Below are 16,512 nucleotides of genomic sequence, written 5' to 3'. Positions count from 1 at the left end.
TCAACTAAGCGAAAGTGATGACCGAGCGCGCGGCATCACCTTTTTTCATTTTTTCAAAACCGTCGTTAATATCTTCAAGCGCAATGGTTTCAGCCACGATACTATCGAGATCCAAAAGACCACGAAGATAGAAATCGACGAGGCGGGGAATATCAACTGTGAATCGGGTTGCGCCCATTAAGACGCCTTGAAGCTTCTTACCGGACAGCAAATCCATGGCGCCAAGTCCGACTTTGTGGTCGAGCGGCATCATGCCTAATATTGTGGCTGTTCCTCCACGTTTGAGAGAGCCGACGGCAAGATCACCAGACGCCGGACGACCAACTGCCTCAATGGCATGGTCCACTCCGCCTTTCGTAATTTCGACAATTTGACCCGCTGCGTCTTCGGCCATGGCATCAACCGTATCCGTCGCGCCAAGCTTCATCGCCAATTCGCGTTTTTCGGGTACCGGGTCAGCGGCGATTATACGCCCGGCTCCCGCAATTTTCGCGGCATTAATTGTTGCCAAACCGACGCCGCCGCAACCCACGACGGCAACCGTTTCACCAGGTGTCACATTGCACGCGTTGAATATTGTGCCTGCCCCTGTCGTAACCGCACAGCCAATTACGGCGGCCCGGTCCAAGGGCATTTCGGGATCGATTTTCACACAGGCATGCTCATGGATCAGCATTTGCTCAGCAAAGGCCGACAAATTGAGCATTTGCGCCACGGTGGACCCATCCGGGCGCGTGATACGCGGATCCTGTCCTTCGCCGCGCCGGGTATCAGCACCAAGACATAAAGACATGCGGCCCGAGACACAAAATTCACAATGGCCGCAAAAGGCGGACAAGCACGAAATAACAGCATCACCAACGGCAACCGTACGCACTTCGCTGCCCACGGCTTCAACAATACCAGCAGCCTCATGCCCGGGTATGGCGGGCAGGGGATGTGGGTAGCTGCCATCAATGAAATGCAGATCCGAGTGGCAAAGCCCGCAGGCGGCCGTTCGGATCAGCACTTCATGCGGTCCTGGATTGGAGATTATGACATCTTCGATTTGGAGCGGTTGGCCCGCTTCAACCAGAACTGCTGCCTTCATGATCCGGTCCTTTCTTTAGCGCGTCGCGCCGAGATCGCCGGATGAGATTTGATCCTTCATCTTGCTGCCATCTGCGGTTTCGGCATATTTGCCATATTCCATTTTGGCGATGGTACGATTGTGGACTTCATCGGGGCCATCGGCCAGACGCAACGTCCGTTGATGGGCATAGGCACTGGCCAATCCAAAGTCATTGCTGACTCCGCCGCCGCCATGGGCTTGAATGGCATCGTCAATAATTTTCAGCGCCATTGTCGGTGCTTGAACCTTGATCATAGCGATTTCGGCTTTGGCATATTTGTTCCCGACTTTGTCCATCATATCGGCCGCTTTCAGACACAGCAACCGGCTCATATCAATGTCGATCCGCGCACGCGCAACACGTTCGTCCCAAACGCTATGCTCAGCAATACGTTTGCCAAAGGCGATACGGGATTGCAGGCGTTTGACCATTTTTTCCAACGCTTCCTCCGCGACACCGATGGTCCGCATGCAGTGATGAATGCGGCCAGGCCCCAAACGACCCTGTGCAATTTCAAAGCCGCGACCTTCGCCCAGAATGATGTTCGATGCCGGAACGCGGACATCTTTCATTTCCACTTCCATATGGCCGTGCGGGGCATCGTCATATCCAAAGACCGGCAAATGCCGAACAATATTCACGCCCGGTGCATCTGTCGGCATCAGAATTTGTGATTGCTGTGTATAGCGGCTGCCTTCAAAGGTGGTCTTGCCCATGACGATCGCGATCTTACACCGTGGATCACCCAAACCGGACGACCACCATTTCCGGCCATTGATTACATATTCATCGCCATCGCGAACAATAGCGGTTTCAATATTGGTCGCATCGGAAGAGGCCACAGCGGGTTCGGTCATCAAAAATGCAGACCGAATTTCACCATTCATCAAAGGCCGCAAATACTGCTCTTTTTGTTCCAGCGTGCCATAGCGATGGAACACTTCCATATTGCCCGTATCAGGCGCGGAACAGTTAAAGACTTCGGACGAAAAGCCCACACGGCCCATTTCTTCGGCACAAAGAGCATATTCCAAATTTGTCAGGCCCGGACCTTCAAATTCGAAAACATCATCAATATGCGTCAGATTAGGATTGGCAGGTGGCATGAACAGGTTCCAGATTCCTTTTTCCTTCGCCTTGGCTTTTTCTTCTTCCACCACTTGAAGAACTTTCCACCGATCACCGGACGCGTCTTCAGCGGCATAGTCTGCCACGCGCGGACGGACGTGATTCTCAATATGCTCGCGGACCTGATTGCGCCAATATTCCTGCTTTTCGGTGAGATCGAAATCCATGCTTCTGTCCTTTTTGAAAGTGGTTCAATTTAACTATGCGATTAACTTATCAGAGCCGTCACGGCTTTGCCACAGGGAAACGTAATTGGTTCTACAGATTTTTTCGGCAGACTATTCTGAAGAGGAGCCAATGGGTTGTGCTTTTGCCAGCCGGTTTTGGTGATCTTTTTCGCCGAGCGGAAATTTGGTGTAAGCCCATGCACCAATCAAGGCGATTACCGTGGCGAGCAACACATAAATCAGCGCCAAATTATCGACGATCGTTGGGTCTACCGAACCGGGCGTTGCGTTTTTTGGCATTTGGATAATCGATATGATCTGGCTGGCCAGCAAAATACCAATGCCATTGACGACCTTTTGCATGAAAAACATGCCGGATGAGAACAAGCCTTCGCTTTTCTGACCAGTATCAAATTCATGCTGATCGGTAACATCGGCAATCATCGACATGGTCAATATCATCGCAGATATGCTCGACGCTGTCGCAATAACGAGCAGTGTAAAGAGGATCGGTAGCATTTTGGGGTCGCCGGGAGCCGGGAAGATATCGATCATGCGTAACCAATAAGGAGCGGTCCCAATAAACAGGGCGGCAAGCGTCAGATAGGATGCCGCTTTGGCTTTGCCGAGACGGACCGAAATGGGCGTGACCACCAGAAACGCCGTCACTGCTGCGACAAAAAGAGTGAGCGAATAGGCGGTGAAATCGGGTTGACGAAATTCCCAGACATGGGTGAACAAATAAGGCGACAAAGCAAAAACCAACCATTGGTTTGTGAAAGCAAAGACGCCGGCAAGCATGAGCAGCAAAAACGGGCGATAGCGGAATGTTTCCATTATTTGGCCCATTGTCTCTGCCGTGGGCGGATGGTCTTTGCGTTTCTTATAGTCACCAACCACCCGTTTGTGCGTTCCAATGGCGGAGAGCAGGACAGCCGCTAACATAATGACCGCGCCCAAAATGGCATAATTTTGGTAGCCATCCTTGTTCAATAATCCCACCGGATAAGTGTCGCTAGGCACCAAGAAAATCGCATAAGCCAAGAACATGATAGACAGGCCGCTAGCCCAGCCAAACAGGAAACGGAACCGCATGATACTGGTGCGGTCATGATAGTCTCGGCTCAATTCTGGAAGCAATGCCAAAGCCGGGACTTCAAAGGCGGAGAACGCCATTCGCACTGCCATTGCGACACCAAATAGATAGAAGAAAATTACCGTGGGACTCGCATCCGGCGGATGCCACAAAAAGATCCAAGCGATAACAATGGGCAGCGCAGCGCCATATAGCCAGGGATGTCTACGGCCAATTTTTGTGCGTGTTCTGTCGCTTAATTGGCCAACGGCAGGGTCAATAAAGGCATCTGCGATAAGGGCTAATGCTATCGCCAAGCCCACCAGATCTGCGCTGAGACCGACGACTTGTTCATAGTAAAATAGCAGAAAGGTTGCGAAGCCATTATCTTTAATCCCATAGGCAATGGATCCCGAGCCATAAAGCAGTTTGATTCGCGTGGGCAGCGCCTCGGCAACACCGCTCATTTCATAGACTCTGGCAGGAGCGCATCGAGCATTCCGGGCATTTCCGGATCCCAACTGGCTTGGCTGCCAACCAGCAAGCCGCCATCGACCAGCAAATGGGTGCCGGTTACAAAACCAGCCGCTTCCGAAGCGAAATAGGCAACTGTTTCGGCAATGTCATTGGGGACACCAGGGCGCGCTACCGGTTGAACACCCGCGGCAACTTGTCCCAGAGCCGTGTTAATCTGATTTTTCTCCGCGTCATTGGCTCCCAATGTGGTCGCAAAAATATTTGTCTGAATGAAGCCTGGGCAAATGGCGTTTACGCGAATTTTATATTGCGCAAGTTCAGCCGCTGCCAATTTGGTGAGATGCAATACGCCAGCTTTTGCCGTCGAATAGGCAACCGGACCAAATCCTGCTTGAAAGGCGCAAACTGAGGCGGTGTTGATAATCGCACCCCCGCCGCGCTTCTTCATATGGGGCGCGGCGTGACGAATTCCCATCGCGACAGATTTGAGTAGCAATGCCATCGCGAAATCCCAGTCATCTCCGCTAATCTCATCTATTGCATCACGCGGTCCGCCAGCGCCTGCATTGTTGAACACGATATCAATGCCGCCTGTTTGCTCAGCCGCAAAATCCATCAATGCGGTGATTTCATTTTCCTGGGTCACATCGGTTTGTTTGAAATGAAAAGCATCCCCGAGCGATGCCATCATGGATGTGCCTTCTGCAGAATCGATATCACCCATGACAACAGCAGCACCTTCGCGCAGAAACAAATCCACCGTTCCTCTGCCTATCCCGGATGATCCGCCCGTTATGACAACGGTTTTGCCTTCAAATCGCATTGCTTGGGCTCCTGTATTCGGGGTTGTTTTTCTTTGGAGCATAGGCGCTGCGCGAATTGACCGTCAATCGATTCTCGCGTGGTTACCAAATGCCCCTACGGAATCCGCGTAATGTGTCTGCCGGTCATTTTTTTTTGTTCCTTTGGGCGCTCGGGTCATTGAACCGTGGGGCATTCCTATGATAGTCAGGCGTTAACTGAGCAATTAAAGGAATCCTCATCATGTCCGATCTTGAAAGTTTTCGCGCAGAAACAGCTGCGTGGTTGGAAGCCAATTGTCCGCCGGAAATGCGGCAACCAATGGTTGACGAAAGCGACATTTGCTGGGGTGGGAAAAATCCTACATTCAAGCCCGGGCAAAAGGAATGGATGGACAAAATGGCCGCCAAAGGTTGGACTGTTCCTGATTGGCCGAAAGAATATGGCGGCGGCGGCCTCTCTCGGGCTGAAACAAAAATACTATTGCAAGAAATGGGACGAATGAAAATTCGTTCACCCTTGTCCAGCTTCGGTATTTGGATGTTGGGGCCTGCTCTGTTGCATTTCGGAACCGAAGAGCAAAAGCTGCATTTCTTGCCGCCGATTGCACGCGGAGAAGTGCGTTGGTGCCAAGGCTATTCTGAACCCGGATCGGGTTCAGACCTGGCATCGTTGCAAACCTCTGCAGAGGACAAAGGCGATCATTATTTGATCAATGGTCAAAAAATCTGGACCAGCTATGCGGACAAAGCTGATTGGATATTTTGCCTGACGCGGACAGACAAAACGACCAAGCATAAAGGGATCAGCTTTATGCTATTTGATATGACAACAAAAGGTGTTGAGACCAAGCCGATCGTTTTGATTTCGGGTCAATCAGCATTTTGCGAGACGTTTTTCGCCGATGTTGAAGTGCCGAAATCTTATGGTGATGGCATTTCGTCCGTCGTTGGCGAAGTGAATCGCGGCTGGGATGTTGCCAAATATCTGCTGGGTCACGAACGCAGCATGATTTCCGGTGATGGGTCATCGGGGGCAACCTCACTGGGATCAAAATTTGCTGATCAATATGGCCGCGACGAAATGGGCCGCCTAGATGATCCGATGCTCCGGGCGCAAATGGCGGATATGGATATTGATGTCTTGGCTTTCCGCGCAATGGCGGAGCGTTTTGGCGATACTTTCAAGGCCAATCTTTGCCATCCCGCACAGCCAAATATGATGAAATATGCCGGCACAGAGATCAACAAGCGCCGTCATGAACTGATTATGTCTGCTGGTGGCAGCGAAGTTCTCGAATGGGAGAGCGATGCTTCCAATGGAGGGCTGACCGCTCGAGGCTGGCTGCGCACCAAAGCGAATAGTATTGAAGGCGGAACCAGCGAAGTGATGCTGAACGTCGTTTCTAAACAGATATTGCAATTGCCAAGCTCCTAAGCGCTTAGACAGTTAAACAACTATATTAGAAGGATAAAAGCGATGCCGCTTTACTTGAATGACGACCAAAAAATGCTGCAGGACAGCGCCGCCGATTTTATGAAAGGCGAAGGCAATGTCGACCATTTCCGTGAATTTCGCGATAAAAATTGCAAAGATGGATTTTCCCATGCGCTATGGAAGCAATTTGCGGAAATGGGCTTTACCGGCATTTTAGTTTCCGAAGAGGAAGGCGGTTTAGGCCTCGGACACACCGAAGCGGGAGTTGTTCTGGAAGAAATTGGTCGCAATTTGACCCCATCTCCCTTTTTGGCCACCGCGGTAGCCGGTGTTGAGGCGCTCAACGCGGGGGGCAAGGCGTTGCGAGAGAAATATTTCCCAGGCATTTTGTCGGGCGACAGTGTTTTGGCGCTGGCTATTGACGAAGGGGCAAAGCACCGACCCGATCAAATCGCCATGGCTGCCAGCCGAGAAGGCAATGGCTTCAAGCTCGATGGCAAGAAGCAATTTGTTGTGCAAGGCGGATCTGCTGATACTTTAATCGTCGCCGCGCGGACCAGTGGAAGCGCCAGGGATGACAAAGGATTGACCTTGTTTGCGGTTGATACTGAAACCAGCGGTCTGTCCCGAGACAATGTGCGCCTGGTCGACAGCGCTGTGGCGGCCCATGTCGAATTTGACGGTGTGGTCGTCGATGCCGATGCTGTAATCGGTGAAGTTGATGAAGGCGGAGCGGTTTTACAGCGGATGCTCAATGCCGGTCGCGCCGGTGCAGCGGCCGAGACACTCGGCGTCGGGGCAGGGGCGATGGATATCACCGTCGACTATATCAAGGAGCGCAAGCAGTTTGATACCATTATCGGGACTTTTCAGGCGCTTCAGCATCGCGCTGCCCATTTGTACAGCGAAATGGAAATTGCCCGCGCCACCGTTCTGAAGGCACAGCAAATGCTTGATGATGGGTCCGATAAGGCGGCGATGATGGTCTCAGTTGCGAAAGCAAAAGCCGGCAAGGCAACAACATTGTCCGTCAAAGAAGGTATTCAGATGCATGGCGGTGTCGGGATGACTGATGAATATGATATTGGGCTATACATGAAACGTGATCGGGCCTTGGCCGAGTTTATGGGTGACACCAATTATCACACCAATCTTGTCGCCGAAATGCACGGTTATTAAGGAACGCTATCATGGATTTTAACAAGTTATTCTCGCTCGAAGGCCGGATTGCACTCGTCACTGGCGGCCATCGCGGTATTGGACGGATGATCTCGGAAGGCTTTTTGGCTCAAGGCGCAAAAGTCTATATTTCCGGCCGCAAAGCCGAAGCCTGTGCAGCAGCAGCGGCGGAAATGGGCGAAAATTGTATCGCTATTCCCGGCGATGTCAGCACGGTTGACGGCTGTCAGGCTCTGGCGGCGGAATTGGCTGCACGGGAAGAGCAGCTCGACATCCTGATCAACAATGCCGGAGTGGCCTGGGGAGAGGAATATCTCAGCTTCCCGGAATCCGGCTGGGACAAAGTGATGGACACGAATGTGAAAGGGTTGTTTTTCCTGACACAAGCCTTGCATCCGCAGCTCAAAGCTGCGGCTCGCTTTGAGCGTCCTGCCAAAGTCGTCAACATTGCTTCCATTGACGGATTCAAGGTCAATCCATGGGAAACGTATAGCTATCAGGCTTCTAAAGCAGCGGTGGTCCATTTGACTCGCAAAATGGCGTCCAAACTTATTGCCGATGATATTATCATGTCAGGTATCGCTCCCGGCGCCTTCGCTTCGAATATGAACAAGGCCGCGCGTGATCATGAACAAGCCGTCGAAAAAGGCATTCCTGCAAAACGTATTGGTCGCCCTGAGGATATGGCCGCCGCTGCCATTTATTTGTCGAGCAGCGCGGGGGACTATGTTGTCGGCACCACTTTGATTGTTGATGGCGGTGTGGTCAATGCGGCCAATCCAGGCGCAACTATCGAACCCTAAGCCCCCTTGACCTGATCGCTCCATACTGTATTATCGATGCAATACAGTATGGAGATTCTTGCGATGAAAAAATATCTTATCGGACTGGCCGCGGCATCAATGGCGGTATCGGCTTGTTCTGGGTCTGACAATTCCAGCGAAGATGATGGGTTCGCAATTTCCTTTAATAGCGACGGAGAATCCGATGGAGAATCCGCAGATATTGAAATTAGCGGCGATGGAGAAGACAGTAAGTTTTCCTTGAAAACAGATGGATTCTCGATGGATATTGATTTGCCAAAAATGTCCTTCGACAGTGATGATTTCGATTTGAATAATGTGTCGCTTTATCCTGGTTCGAAAGTGACGGGCTTGAATGTCGAAGATAATGACGGCAACGGTGGTAAAGTCAGCTTGAGCTTCAAAGCGCCAACCAGTTTCGACACCTTGGTCAGTTGGTATGAAGAGAAAATGTCCGATCAGAATTTTATCTTTGAGAAAGATGGCAATATTCTGTCGGGTAAAACCGATGATGGCGATCCGTTCATTCTCGAGCTCACCGAAAAATCGGCGGACGAAACAGTTGGGAAATTGCAATTTTCTGAACCAAAATAAGCGCTTCGTTGCTGCATGACGGTGACAAATTTTTACACGGCTTTGTCATTCTGTTCAGCTTGATGCCAATCTGATATGCTATTGTTGAGGGACAATAGACAGGAGTGGGATCATGAAAAATATCAGCAAGAAATTGAAGTTAAGCGCCGCGGCAATTATTTTGGCCGCGCCCATGTCGGCAGCCCCGATATTCTCGGCTCCCGCTTATGCCCAAAGTACAGGAGTGAAGAGCCTGCTTGGCAATGCTTCCGATGGAGCGCTGGATAAACTATCCCAGCCGGGCGCCTTCTATGCAGATAAAGCGGTTCGTGTGTTGCTCCCGGGTCCATTGAAAAATGCGACCAAAATTTTGCGTTTCACCAGCAAAGCTGGTCTAACCAAGGATATTACCAAAGATCTCAATAAAGCAGCAGGGCTGGCGGCGCTTGAAGCCAAGCCAATATTCCGGTCTGCAATTGATAATCTCACCTTGACCGATGGCGTTGGCATTGTCACCGGCGGCGGCACAGGCGGAACCGAATATTTGCGCAAGACATCTGGTGAGGAATTGGCGATAAAAATCCGCCCCCTGGTTGAAAAAGCACTGATCGAAGTGGGGGCTTATAAGCAGGTGGAACAGCTCGGATCGCTCTCTGCATTGAGCCGTGTTGGCGGTCTGGACCTTTCCCGCGATGGATTGACTGACAGTGTAACCGAACAAGCCATGGATGGGATTTTCTCCTATATTGGTGCAGAAGAATCCAACTTCCGCAAGAATCCACTGAAAAAAGGGAAGAAACTGCTTAAAGGCATTTTCTAAGCAGCCCCAGTTGCAAATAATGCAATAGATCAATCTCCGTTTTCAATTGAAACTTACCTGATTGAGGCTCATCTCGTGACCATCAGTTAGACAGGAAAAGTGATGTTTGATCGGCGTTTTTGTTAACAGGAGAAAATCCATGAAAACGCTTTTCAATATCGTAGCTTCTCTGACCGTCAGCAGCATTATTCTGATGTCGACGGTTCAGGTTTGATACGAAAAACTCTTTCAGTCCGCGTTGCCGCTCTTCCTCCCGAAAGGCAACGGGACTGGCGCGACGGTCCGGCCCTTTCCCCATATCCCCTCCGATGAGAAAGGCCGGACCAATCGCATTTTTCAGATCCGCACATGGCTTTTGGGCTTGTCCACAATTCGATAACTGCTTTTCCACAAGAAAGATCAAAATCTGTGGATAACTATGCTCAAGTCATTTGGAGCGACTCGAAAACCCATGTCATATAAATTTATCGGACGACATTTAGTCGGTGCCAGCGACCAGTCAGCAATGACCCGCAGGAACGAATAAAAGTTGAAAGATGATCGAAACGACCATCGTGTTTTTCGCAAGAAAGATAAAATGATCTTTTGATGGATGATTGGAAAAAACCTGTGACGTTGAAGCGCAAGCGGAAATTGAACAGATGGACAACAATCATCGGGTGACTGGATCAATATCGGGTTGGAAACCGAAACAGGATCGCGCAAGCGAAAATGTGGAAAACCGACAGCCACTAACGATATTGGCCCGGAAACCGGACGCCAGAAAAGCGGATGTTGAAATCGCAAGAGGACAATAGCCCAGATCAGGCGCAGTGGGAGCCGAAATCCGAACTTGTTCGGAGATCGGCTCCCATTTTTTTGCCTAGTTATTCAGTGGCCCCCATTTGCGCATCAATCATGGCTTCGACTTCGGCCGGTGTAGAGCAATTTTCTGCAAATCTATCGCACATAGCGGTAAAGGCGATCGGGTCTTTGTCGCGCCTTTCCCAAACCACCAGGTCATCACCATCAGATGGTTGTGTGTCCGATGTAAATTGCTCGACATGAAATTGGTCTTTTGAAACAGGCATAGCCAATTCGCTGTTAAAGCGGGGGCTATCGTTCCATCGCGGCCCCGCATAATAGACCGCTGCATACATGATCCGCGCCTTCGCTGCACTGACTTTGGAACAACGCATGGCTTCATAAAACATGCGGTGCGTGGTTTTCCAATGGCGGGTGCGAATATCGCAATACCAATCATGAATCACCGATGCCTTGCGGTAACGACCGACAAACGGGCTACCGATCAGGGGCCAGGCAAATTTGGGAATGGATGCTCCGTTGACCCGTGTTTGAGCAGGCACTGCCCAAATAATTTCCGCATCATCAACAAAAGCGAAGCGGTTGAGCAACGTCATGATGCGGCCATCCTCGCCCCATTCAAAACGCGGTCGTCCTCGAAAGTGGGCCATTTCCCAGTTCCTTTCGGTTGAAGCCCGGTTTTCCTGCCAGTGATCCGTATCACAACATGGCCTTTTATTCATTGCTACCACAATCAGGTGATGCCGCTAATTCACACATGGTTGTGGGGGGCAGCGGTATCGCACCATCTTCTCTCTATTCGAGAAGGTGGTTCTTCCCTTTGGGAGCCCTCCACGGGTAATCCTCGGGAAGCCCGGTGGATTAAGCGACCCATCCACTGGGCTTCTTGGAAGGATCGAAAATCAGCCAAATTTGGTATAATTTCCAGGCTCTGTGTGAGCGCAATCACATTATTTTCATCAATTCCGGCTAAGAACATTGCTGCGGCTGATTAAGCTTTGAGCTTTGGTGCCGTAAACATAGGGGAAGTCCGGCGGCACATGCGACCCGGTCGCCGGGCTTCTTTTGTCTCCAGTCGATCCAGGTCCTTCGAAATTGACACAAAATCTCTCGCCCTTGCTCATGGCATGGAATAAGCTGTTCGGAGACTATCTCGAGGCTTTCATGCCCCGTTACTCCCAATTTTTAACTGATAAGTTCCACGCCAATACTGAAAAAGGCGAGGGCTAAGCCCCCATAAAGCAAAGCTCGAAAGACCGGATATGGAATACGGGCGGTGGCGGGATGGCCTTGTGGATAGATCACCGTCACTCGTTCGCCAATTACCGGTGTCGGGAAGGGGGTATAAAGCTTGTCGCGAACTTCCTGTAACGTGCCGCTATCGTCGGCAAAAAGGAAAACGGGCTTGTACAAAGTCGCCCCTTTTTCAGAGCGCCGGTCATGGCGGACAATTTTGGCAGTGGCGCGCCTTACGGGATTGCGCAGAAAAGGTAAATCCTGACGTATCGTTAGCGCCAATCCTGTGCCGGTTACGGCCAGTCCTATCCAGAGTAACAGAGTTTCGATAGCGCGGGGCTAGCATTGTTTTTTGGGCTTGTTAAGAAGAGCTGCGCCGAGCCTTTTGAACAGCGAGCGCTTATGGCCAAAAGGAGGATATTTGCGATGACCGTATTTCGGATTGTGACAATTATTTTTGGACTTATTCCGTTGTATTTCGGCGTTGTGGGTATCGTGGCTGGCGCTGCCGGACTCGTACCCGAACCGGAGCTTTACAGTCTTCCCGACATTACCGCGCTGGACAATCAATATCGTTATTTATCTGGAATCTACATCGGTATTTCTGCCATGCTCTTTTATAGCGCCGGCGATATAGTCGGGCGGGCTCCGTTATTTCAGATGGCGGTGCTGGCCATATTTATCGGAGGCATAGCGCGGGTTATATCCTATCTCAGCGTTGGACAGCCACCCTTGTGGCAAATAGGCGGAATGATTTTGGAATTGGGCGCACCGATCCTGCTGTTTTGGCAAGCCAAGCTGCTTGAAGCTCAGTCCTGATAGTGATGCGGCGCTGCAGCGGTATCGCTAACCGATAATACCATTGCGATATTCCGTGGTTCGGCGGCCATTGCGAACCACCCGCCGAGCGGTCAATTCCTGATTGCGATAAGGCTCACGATAGGAAACATGGACCCAGCCGCTATCGGGAATATCGGTTTCGTAAAATTCGAGGATCAGTTGGTCATAATTAAGCCGTCTCTCCATCCACTGGCAAAGGCGTAAATTCGAGATGCCGGCGATTTCAAAATCTGCGGCTTCACCTTTAACGTGCTGACTGCTCCGCGAACCGCGCAGCGCCCGGTTAACTTCGGGAGATCGATAGCCGGATGATATCAAAACTGGACGCCCGTAATTTTCGCGGACCGGTTCAAGCACTTTTTCACAAAGCAAGCGCAATGCAGCAATAGTGGCCGGCTCGGGATTATTGTCGAGCATCAGTCGGGTTGCGGTCTGTGATTGGGTAAACTCGCTTAGATGAAAATGGGGGCTGAGCTTCATAAACCGATCCTTCTGGTTGCGCACCCCCTTATGCGATGTCCTATCGCGTTTCTCAATCCCGAGAGGTTTCCTCCGCTAAGTCTCGGCGGAGATTCACACGACTGGAATAGCCGCTGACATGCCAATACACTCTGGCGCGCTCCGTCTTGGAGGTGTTCCGCAAGACCATAGATTGATTTTTTGGTATCCGCTGATTGAACCTTTGACCCGGTTCCACTGATTTTACGATCATGCGTGTGTTTCCATTTTCGATCAAAATTTCGATCGGAACAGCACCCCGATTTTGACCGTCAAAATAAATCGCACTCGGCTGCGTCCCACCCAGTAATATAGCATTTCCTTGCGCTATGGTGGAATTTTGACTGGTTCCGGCATGGGCAACATGCGCCACCAAACTCACTGATAATATAGCGGCGCCTACAAATTTGTTCATCATGACAATCTCCTCAAAGCGCCTTGATTGGCGCTCCTAGGAGATACGCAGATGAGATCCAATTAGATGCATTGCTTCTTTTTATTTCGCCAGCATGTCTTTCAAATAGCCGCCGGTAAAGCTGCCTTTTACCTTTGAGACTTCTTCTGGTGTGCCTTCTGCAACAATCTTGCCGCCGCGCACGCCGCCTTCAGGGCCAAGATCGAGAATATGATCGGCTGTTTTGATAACGTCGAGATTATGTTCAATGACCACAACGCTATTGCCTTGCTCTACTAGCTGGTGAAGCACTTGCAGCAATTTGCGCACATCTTCAAAATGCAAACCTGTGGTCGGTTCGTCGAGAATATATAAAGTTTGCCCGGTTGATCGCTTGGAAAGCTCTTTGGCCAGTTTCACACGCTGGGCTTCGCCTCCGGACAAGGTCGTGGCTTGCTGGCCCACTTTGATATAACCCAAACCCACTTCGTAAAGCATTGCCATTTTGTCGCGGATTGGCGGCACGGCCTTAAAGAAGCTGACCGCATCCTCAACCGTCATATCCAATATATCGGCAATGGATTTCCCTTTGAATTTCACTTCAAGTGTTTCGCGATTATAGCGTTTGCCGCCGCATTCTTCGCAGGTCACATAGACATCGGGGAGAAAATGCATTTCTATTTTGATCAGCCCATCGCCGCGACACACTTCACACCGTCCGCCTTTGACATTAAAGCTAAAACGACCCGGTTTATAGCCCCGTGCTTGGGCTTCGGGGAGCCCTGCAAACCAATCCCGAATATTGGTGAATGCCCCGGTATATGTGGCTGGATTTGATCGTGGAGTGCGGCCAATTGGGGACTGATCAATATCGATAACCTTGTCACAATATTGCAGTCCTGACACTTTGTCATGCTTGCCGGCAATCATACGGGCGCCATTGAGCGTCCGCGCTGCTGCAGCATAAAGCGTATCGATAGTCAGTGAAGATTTACCGGAACCGGAAAGCCCGGTTACACAAGTAAATGTGCCCAAAGGGATGGAAGCGGTAACATTTTGAAGATTATTGGCCATTGCACCATGGACTGTCAGTTTCTTGCCATTGCCGCTTCGGCGATGTGCAGGTACTTCTATTTCCCGTGAACCATTTAGGTACGCTGATGTTAGCGACTTTTTCGATTTCAAAATTTGATTAAGCGTACCGGCCGTAACCACTTCGCCGCCATGGACGCCGGCACCGGGCCCCATATCCACAACATAATCCGCTGTTTTTATTGCATCTTCATCATGCTCTACGACAATTACCGTATTTCCGAGATCCCGAAGGCGTTTCAAAGTGGTCAATAATCGATCATTGTCGCGTTGATGCAAGCCGATACTGGGTTCGTCCAGAACGTAGAGAACACCACTTAATCCTGAACCTATTTGGCTCGCTAGACGGATGCGCTGACTTTCACCACCCGATAAAGTGCCACTGGTCCGGTCGAGATTGAGATAATCCAATCCCACATTATTGAGAAAGCCCAATCGTTCGATAATTTCCTTTAAAATCGGCTCGGCAATTTGTTTCTGGGTCTTGTTGAGCTGATCCGCCAATCCATTGAAAAAAGCCAGTGCATCCCCCACACTGCGGCGCGTAGGAATGCTGATGTCTTCACCGGCAATTTTCACGGCCAAAGCTTCGGGCTTCAATCTTGCACCATGACAAACCTCACATGGCGCAGCGGCTTGAAATTTAGCCAGTTCTTCGCGCATCCATGCGCTTTCGGTTTGCAGCATCCGGCGTGTCAGATTGCCGACCACGCCTTCAAAGGGTTTCTTGACCTCATAGCTCTTTCGGCCATCTTGAAAGCGTAAGGTGACCGGCAGACCTTGCGTCCCGTTAAGAATTATATCGCGATGATGTTCCGACAAATCCTGCCATGGGGTATCGAGTGAAAATTCAAAATGTTTGGCCAAGCTCCCGAGGACCTGCATATAGTAGGGACTTGGCGGGTTGGATTTTGCCCATGGTACAACAGCACCTTTTTTGATCGAAAGCTCCGGATTGGGGACGACCAATTGGGTGTCAAAATGCAGTTTTTCACCCAATCCATCACAGGCCGGGCAGGCCCCTTGCGGGGCGTTAAACGAAAATAGGCGCGGCGCAATTTCTTCAATCGTAAAGCCACTGACCGGGCAAGCAAATCGCTCCGAGAATACGATGCGATTATCCGGTAAGCCTGTGCCTTTCATTTTTGTTCCTACGGCGGCTTCGTCGCGGCCCGGAACAATGCCATCAGCCAGGTCCACAAAAGCCAGACCATCGGCTAAACGCAAGGCGGTTTCGAAGCTGTCGGCAAGCCTCGTTTCCATGCCTTCTTTACTGTCAGTGCCCGCGCGCACGACGAGCCGATCCACGACAACTTCAATATCATGTTTCAGTTTCTTATCGAGCTTGGGTGTTTCTTCAATATCGTAAAATTCACCGTCGACCCGAACCCGTGTGAATCCGGCTTTTTGCCATTCGAGCAATTCCTTGCGATATTCACCTTTGCGGCCGCGAACGACAGGCGCAAGCAAATAGAATCGGGTTTTTTCAGGCAAGGTCATGACCCGATCAACCATCTGGCTTACAGTTTGGGCGGTAATCGGTTCCCCAGTCGTCGGCGAATAAGGAATACCCGCGCGCGCCCAAAGCAAGCGCATATAGTCATAAATTTCCGTGACCGTAGCAACAGTGGAACGCGGGTTGCGCGATGTCGTTTTCTGTTCGATCGAAATGGCCGGTGACAAGCCTTCAATATGCTCGACGTCCGGTTTCTGCATCATCTCGAGAAATTGACGTGCATAAGCGGATAGCGATTCCACGTAACGCCGTTGCCCTTCAGCGTAAATGGTATCAAAGGCGAGACTAGACTTACCACTACCGGAAAGGCCGGTAATGACGATCAACTTGTCGCGCGGAAGGTCGATATCAAAGCCCTTGAGATTATGCTCTCTCGCGCCTTTGACTTTAATGTGGGTAAGACTCATATGCGTGCTTTGCCTAAGATGCCGGAGAGAGTCCAGCGGGTCATGAGCGCATATTATGTTCTACCTATGTTCTTTTGGCAAGATTAAATTCACGGCGCTGTAGATGTAACAATCCCTGTTGCGCCGTAACATGTTAGCGTCGCTTTTGTTTCC

Annotated in this window: 16 protein-coding genes; 6 read left to right on the top strand and 10 right to left on the bottom strand. The window is 50.7% G+C overall.

Annotation, left to right across the window (positions count from 1 at the left end; translation table 11 throughout):
- Nucleotides 1-4: 4 nt before the first annotated feature.
- The 4 genes from ABJU74_RS11550 to ABJU74_RS11535 all read right to left on the bottom strand — a co-directional run bounded on the left by ABJU74_RS11550 (nucleotide 5) and on the right by ABJU74_RS11535 (nucleotide 4,782).
- On the bottom strand, nucleotides 5-1,093 hold the full coding sequence (locus ABJU74_RS11550; protein ID WP_348384563.1) for a Zn-dependent alcohol dehydrogenase: 1,089 nt from the start codon (nucleotides 1,091-1,093) through the stop codon (nucleotides 5-7).
- Nucleotides 1,094-1,105: 12 nt separating this feature from the next.
- Nucleotides 1,106-2,407 (bottom strand): acyl-CoA dehydrogenase family protein, encoded by a 1,302-nt coding sequence (locus ABJU74_RS11545; protein WP_348384363.1) that lies wholly within the window; start codon nucleotides 2,405-2,407, stop codon nucleotides 1,106-1,108.
- Nucleotides 2,408-2,518: 111 nt separating this feature from the next.
- On the bottom strand, nucleotides 2,519-3,949 hold the full coding sequence (locus tag ABJU74_RS11540; protein WP_348384362.1) for an MFS transporter: 1,431 nt from the start codon (nucleotides 3,947-3,949) through the stop codon (nucleotides 2,519-2,521).
- Nucleotides 3,946-4,782: an SDR family NAD(P)-dependent oxidoreductase gene (locus ABJU74_RS11535; protein WP_348384361.1), complete on the bottom strand. Its 837-nt coding sequence runs from the start codon at nucleotides 4,780-4,782 to the stop codon at nucleotides 3,946-3,948. Before ABJU74_RS11535 ends, ABJU74_RS11540 begins: the two co-directional genes overlap by 4 nt.
- Before the next feature lie 221 nt (nucleotides 4,783-5,003).
- On the opposite strand from ABJU74_RS11535, the gene ABJU74_RS11530 reads away from it, so the two are divergent.
- The 5 genes from ABJU74_RS11530 (at nucleotide 5,004) to ABJU74_RS11510 (ending at nucleotide 9,572) form a co-directional block, all read left to right on the top strand.
- On the top strand, nucleotides 5,004-6,197 hold the full coding sequence (locus tag ABJU74_RS11530; RefSeq protein WP_348384360.1) for an acyl-CoA dehydrogenase family protein: 1,194 nt from the start codon (nucleotides 5,004-5,006) through the stop codon (nucleotides 6,195-6,197).
- A 42-nt stretch (nucleotides 6,198-6,239) separates the two neighbouring features.
- Entirely contained in the window at nucleotides 6,240-7,376 is a 1,137-nt protein-coding gene (locus tag ABJU74_RS11525; protein ID WP_348384359.1) for an acyl-CoA dehydrogenase family protein, read from the top strand.
- 11 nt (nucleotides 7,377-7,387) lie between these two features.
- Complete coding sequence (locus ABJU74_RS11520) at nucleotides 7,388-8,179, top strand: SDR family oxidoreductase (protein WP_348384358.1); 792 nt, start codon at nucleotides 7,388-7,390, stop codon at nucleotides 8,177-8,179.
- Nucleotides 8,180-8,242: 63 nt separating this feature from the next.
- Nucleotides 8,243-8,773 (top strand): hypothetical protein, encoded by a 531-nt coding sequence (locus ABJU74_RS11515; protein WP_348384357.1) that lies wholly within the window; start codon nucleotides 8,243-8,245, stop codon nucleotides 8,771-8,773.
- A 112-nt stretch (nucleotides 8,774-8,885) separates the two neighbouring features.
- Nucleotides 8,886-9,572 (top strand): DUF4197 domain-containing protein, encoded by a 687-nt coding sequence (locus ABJU74_RS11510; RefSeq protein WP_348384356.1) that lies wholly within the window; start codon nucleotides 8,886-8,888, stop codon nucleotides 9,570-9,572.
- 82 nt (nucleotides 9,573-9,654) lie between these two features.
- Here ABJU74_RS11510 and ABJU74_RS11505 read toward each other — a convergent pair whose 3' ends face one another.
- The 3 genes from ABJU74_RS11505 to ABJU74_RS11495 form a co-directional block, all read right to left on the bottom strand.
- On the bottom strand, nucleotides 9,655-9,870 hold the full coding sequence (locus ABJU74_RS11505; protein WP_348422572.1) for a hypothetical protein: 216 nt from the start codon (nucleotides 9,868-9,870) through the stop codon (nucleotides 9,655-9,657).
- Between the two features lie 568 nt (nucleotides 9,871-10,438).
- Entirely contained in the window at nucleotides 10,439-11,026 is a 588-nt protein-coding gene (locus ABJU74_RS11500) for a DUF1353 domain-containing protein (RefSeq protein WP_348384354.1), read from the bottom strand.
- Nucleotides 11,027-11,561: 535 nt separating this feature from the next.
- Nucleotides 11,562-11,921, bottom strand: a complete 360-nt coding sequence (locus ABJU74_RS11495; protein ID WP_348384562.1) for a DUF3592 domain-containing protein — start codon at nucleotides 11,919-11,921, stop codon at nucleotides 11,562-11,564.
- 117 nt (nucleotides 11,922-12,038) lie between these two features.
- Here ABJU74_RS11495 and ABJU74_RS11490 point away from each other — a divergent pair, with 117 nt between their 5' ends.
- Nucleotides 12,039-12,431 carry a DUF4345 domain-containing protein gene (locus tag ABJU74_RS11490; RefSeq protein WP_348384353.1) on the top strand — a complete coding sequence of 131 codons (393 nt, stop codon included), beginning with the start codon at nucleotides 12,039-12,041 and terminating at the stop codon, nucleotides 12,429-12,431.
- A gap of 27 nt (nucleotides 12,432-12,458) precedes the next feature.
- Here the strand turns inward: ABJU74_RS11490 and ABJU74_RS11485 are convergent, their stop codons facing one another.
- From ABJU74_RS11485 to uvrA, 3 genes are all read right to left on the bottom strand, one after another.
- Nucleotides 12,459-12,932: a D-Ala-D-Ala carboxypeptidase family metallohydrolase gene (locus ABJU74_RS11485; RefSeq protein ID WP_348384352.1), complete on the bottom strand. Its 474-nt coding sequence runs from the start codon at nucleotides 12,930-12,932 to the stop codon at nucleotides 12,459-12,461.
- Between the two features lie 52 nt (nucleotides 12,933-12,984).
- Nucleotides 12,985-13,368, bottom strand: a complete 384-nt coding sequence (locus tag ABJU74_RS11480; RefSeq protein ID WP_348384351.1) for a hypothetical protein — start codon at nucleotides 13,366-13,368, stop codon at nucleotides 12,985-12,987.
- Nucleotides 13,369-13,446: 78 nt separating this feature from the next.
- Nucleotides 13,447-16,359: an excinuclease ABC subunit UvrA gene (uvrA, locus tag ABJU74_RS11475; RefSeq protein WP_348384350.1), complete on the bottom strand. Its 2,913-nt coding sequence runs from the start codon at nucleotides 16,357-16,359 to the stop codon at nucleotides 13,447-13,449.
- Between the last annotated feature and the right edge of the window lie 153 nt (nucleotides 16,360-16,512).

The organism is Parasphingorhabdus sp., from assembly GCF_039982415.1.
GTDB lineage: Bacteria > Pseudomonadota > Alphaproteobacteria > Sphingomonadales > Sphingomonadaceae > Parasphingorhabdus.
This window is presented reverse-complemented; position numbering and strand designations above follow the sequence as displayed.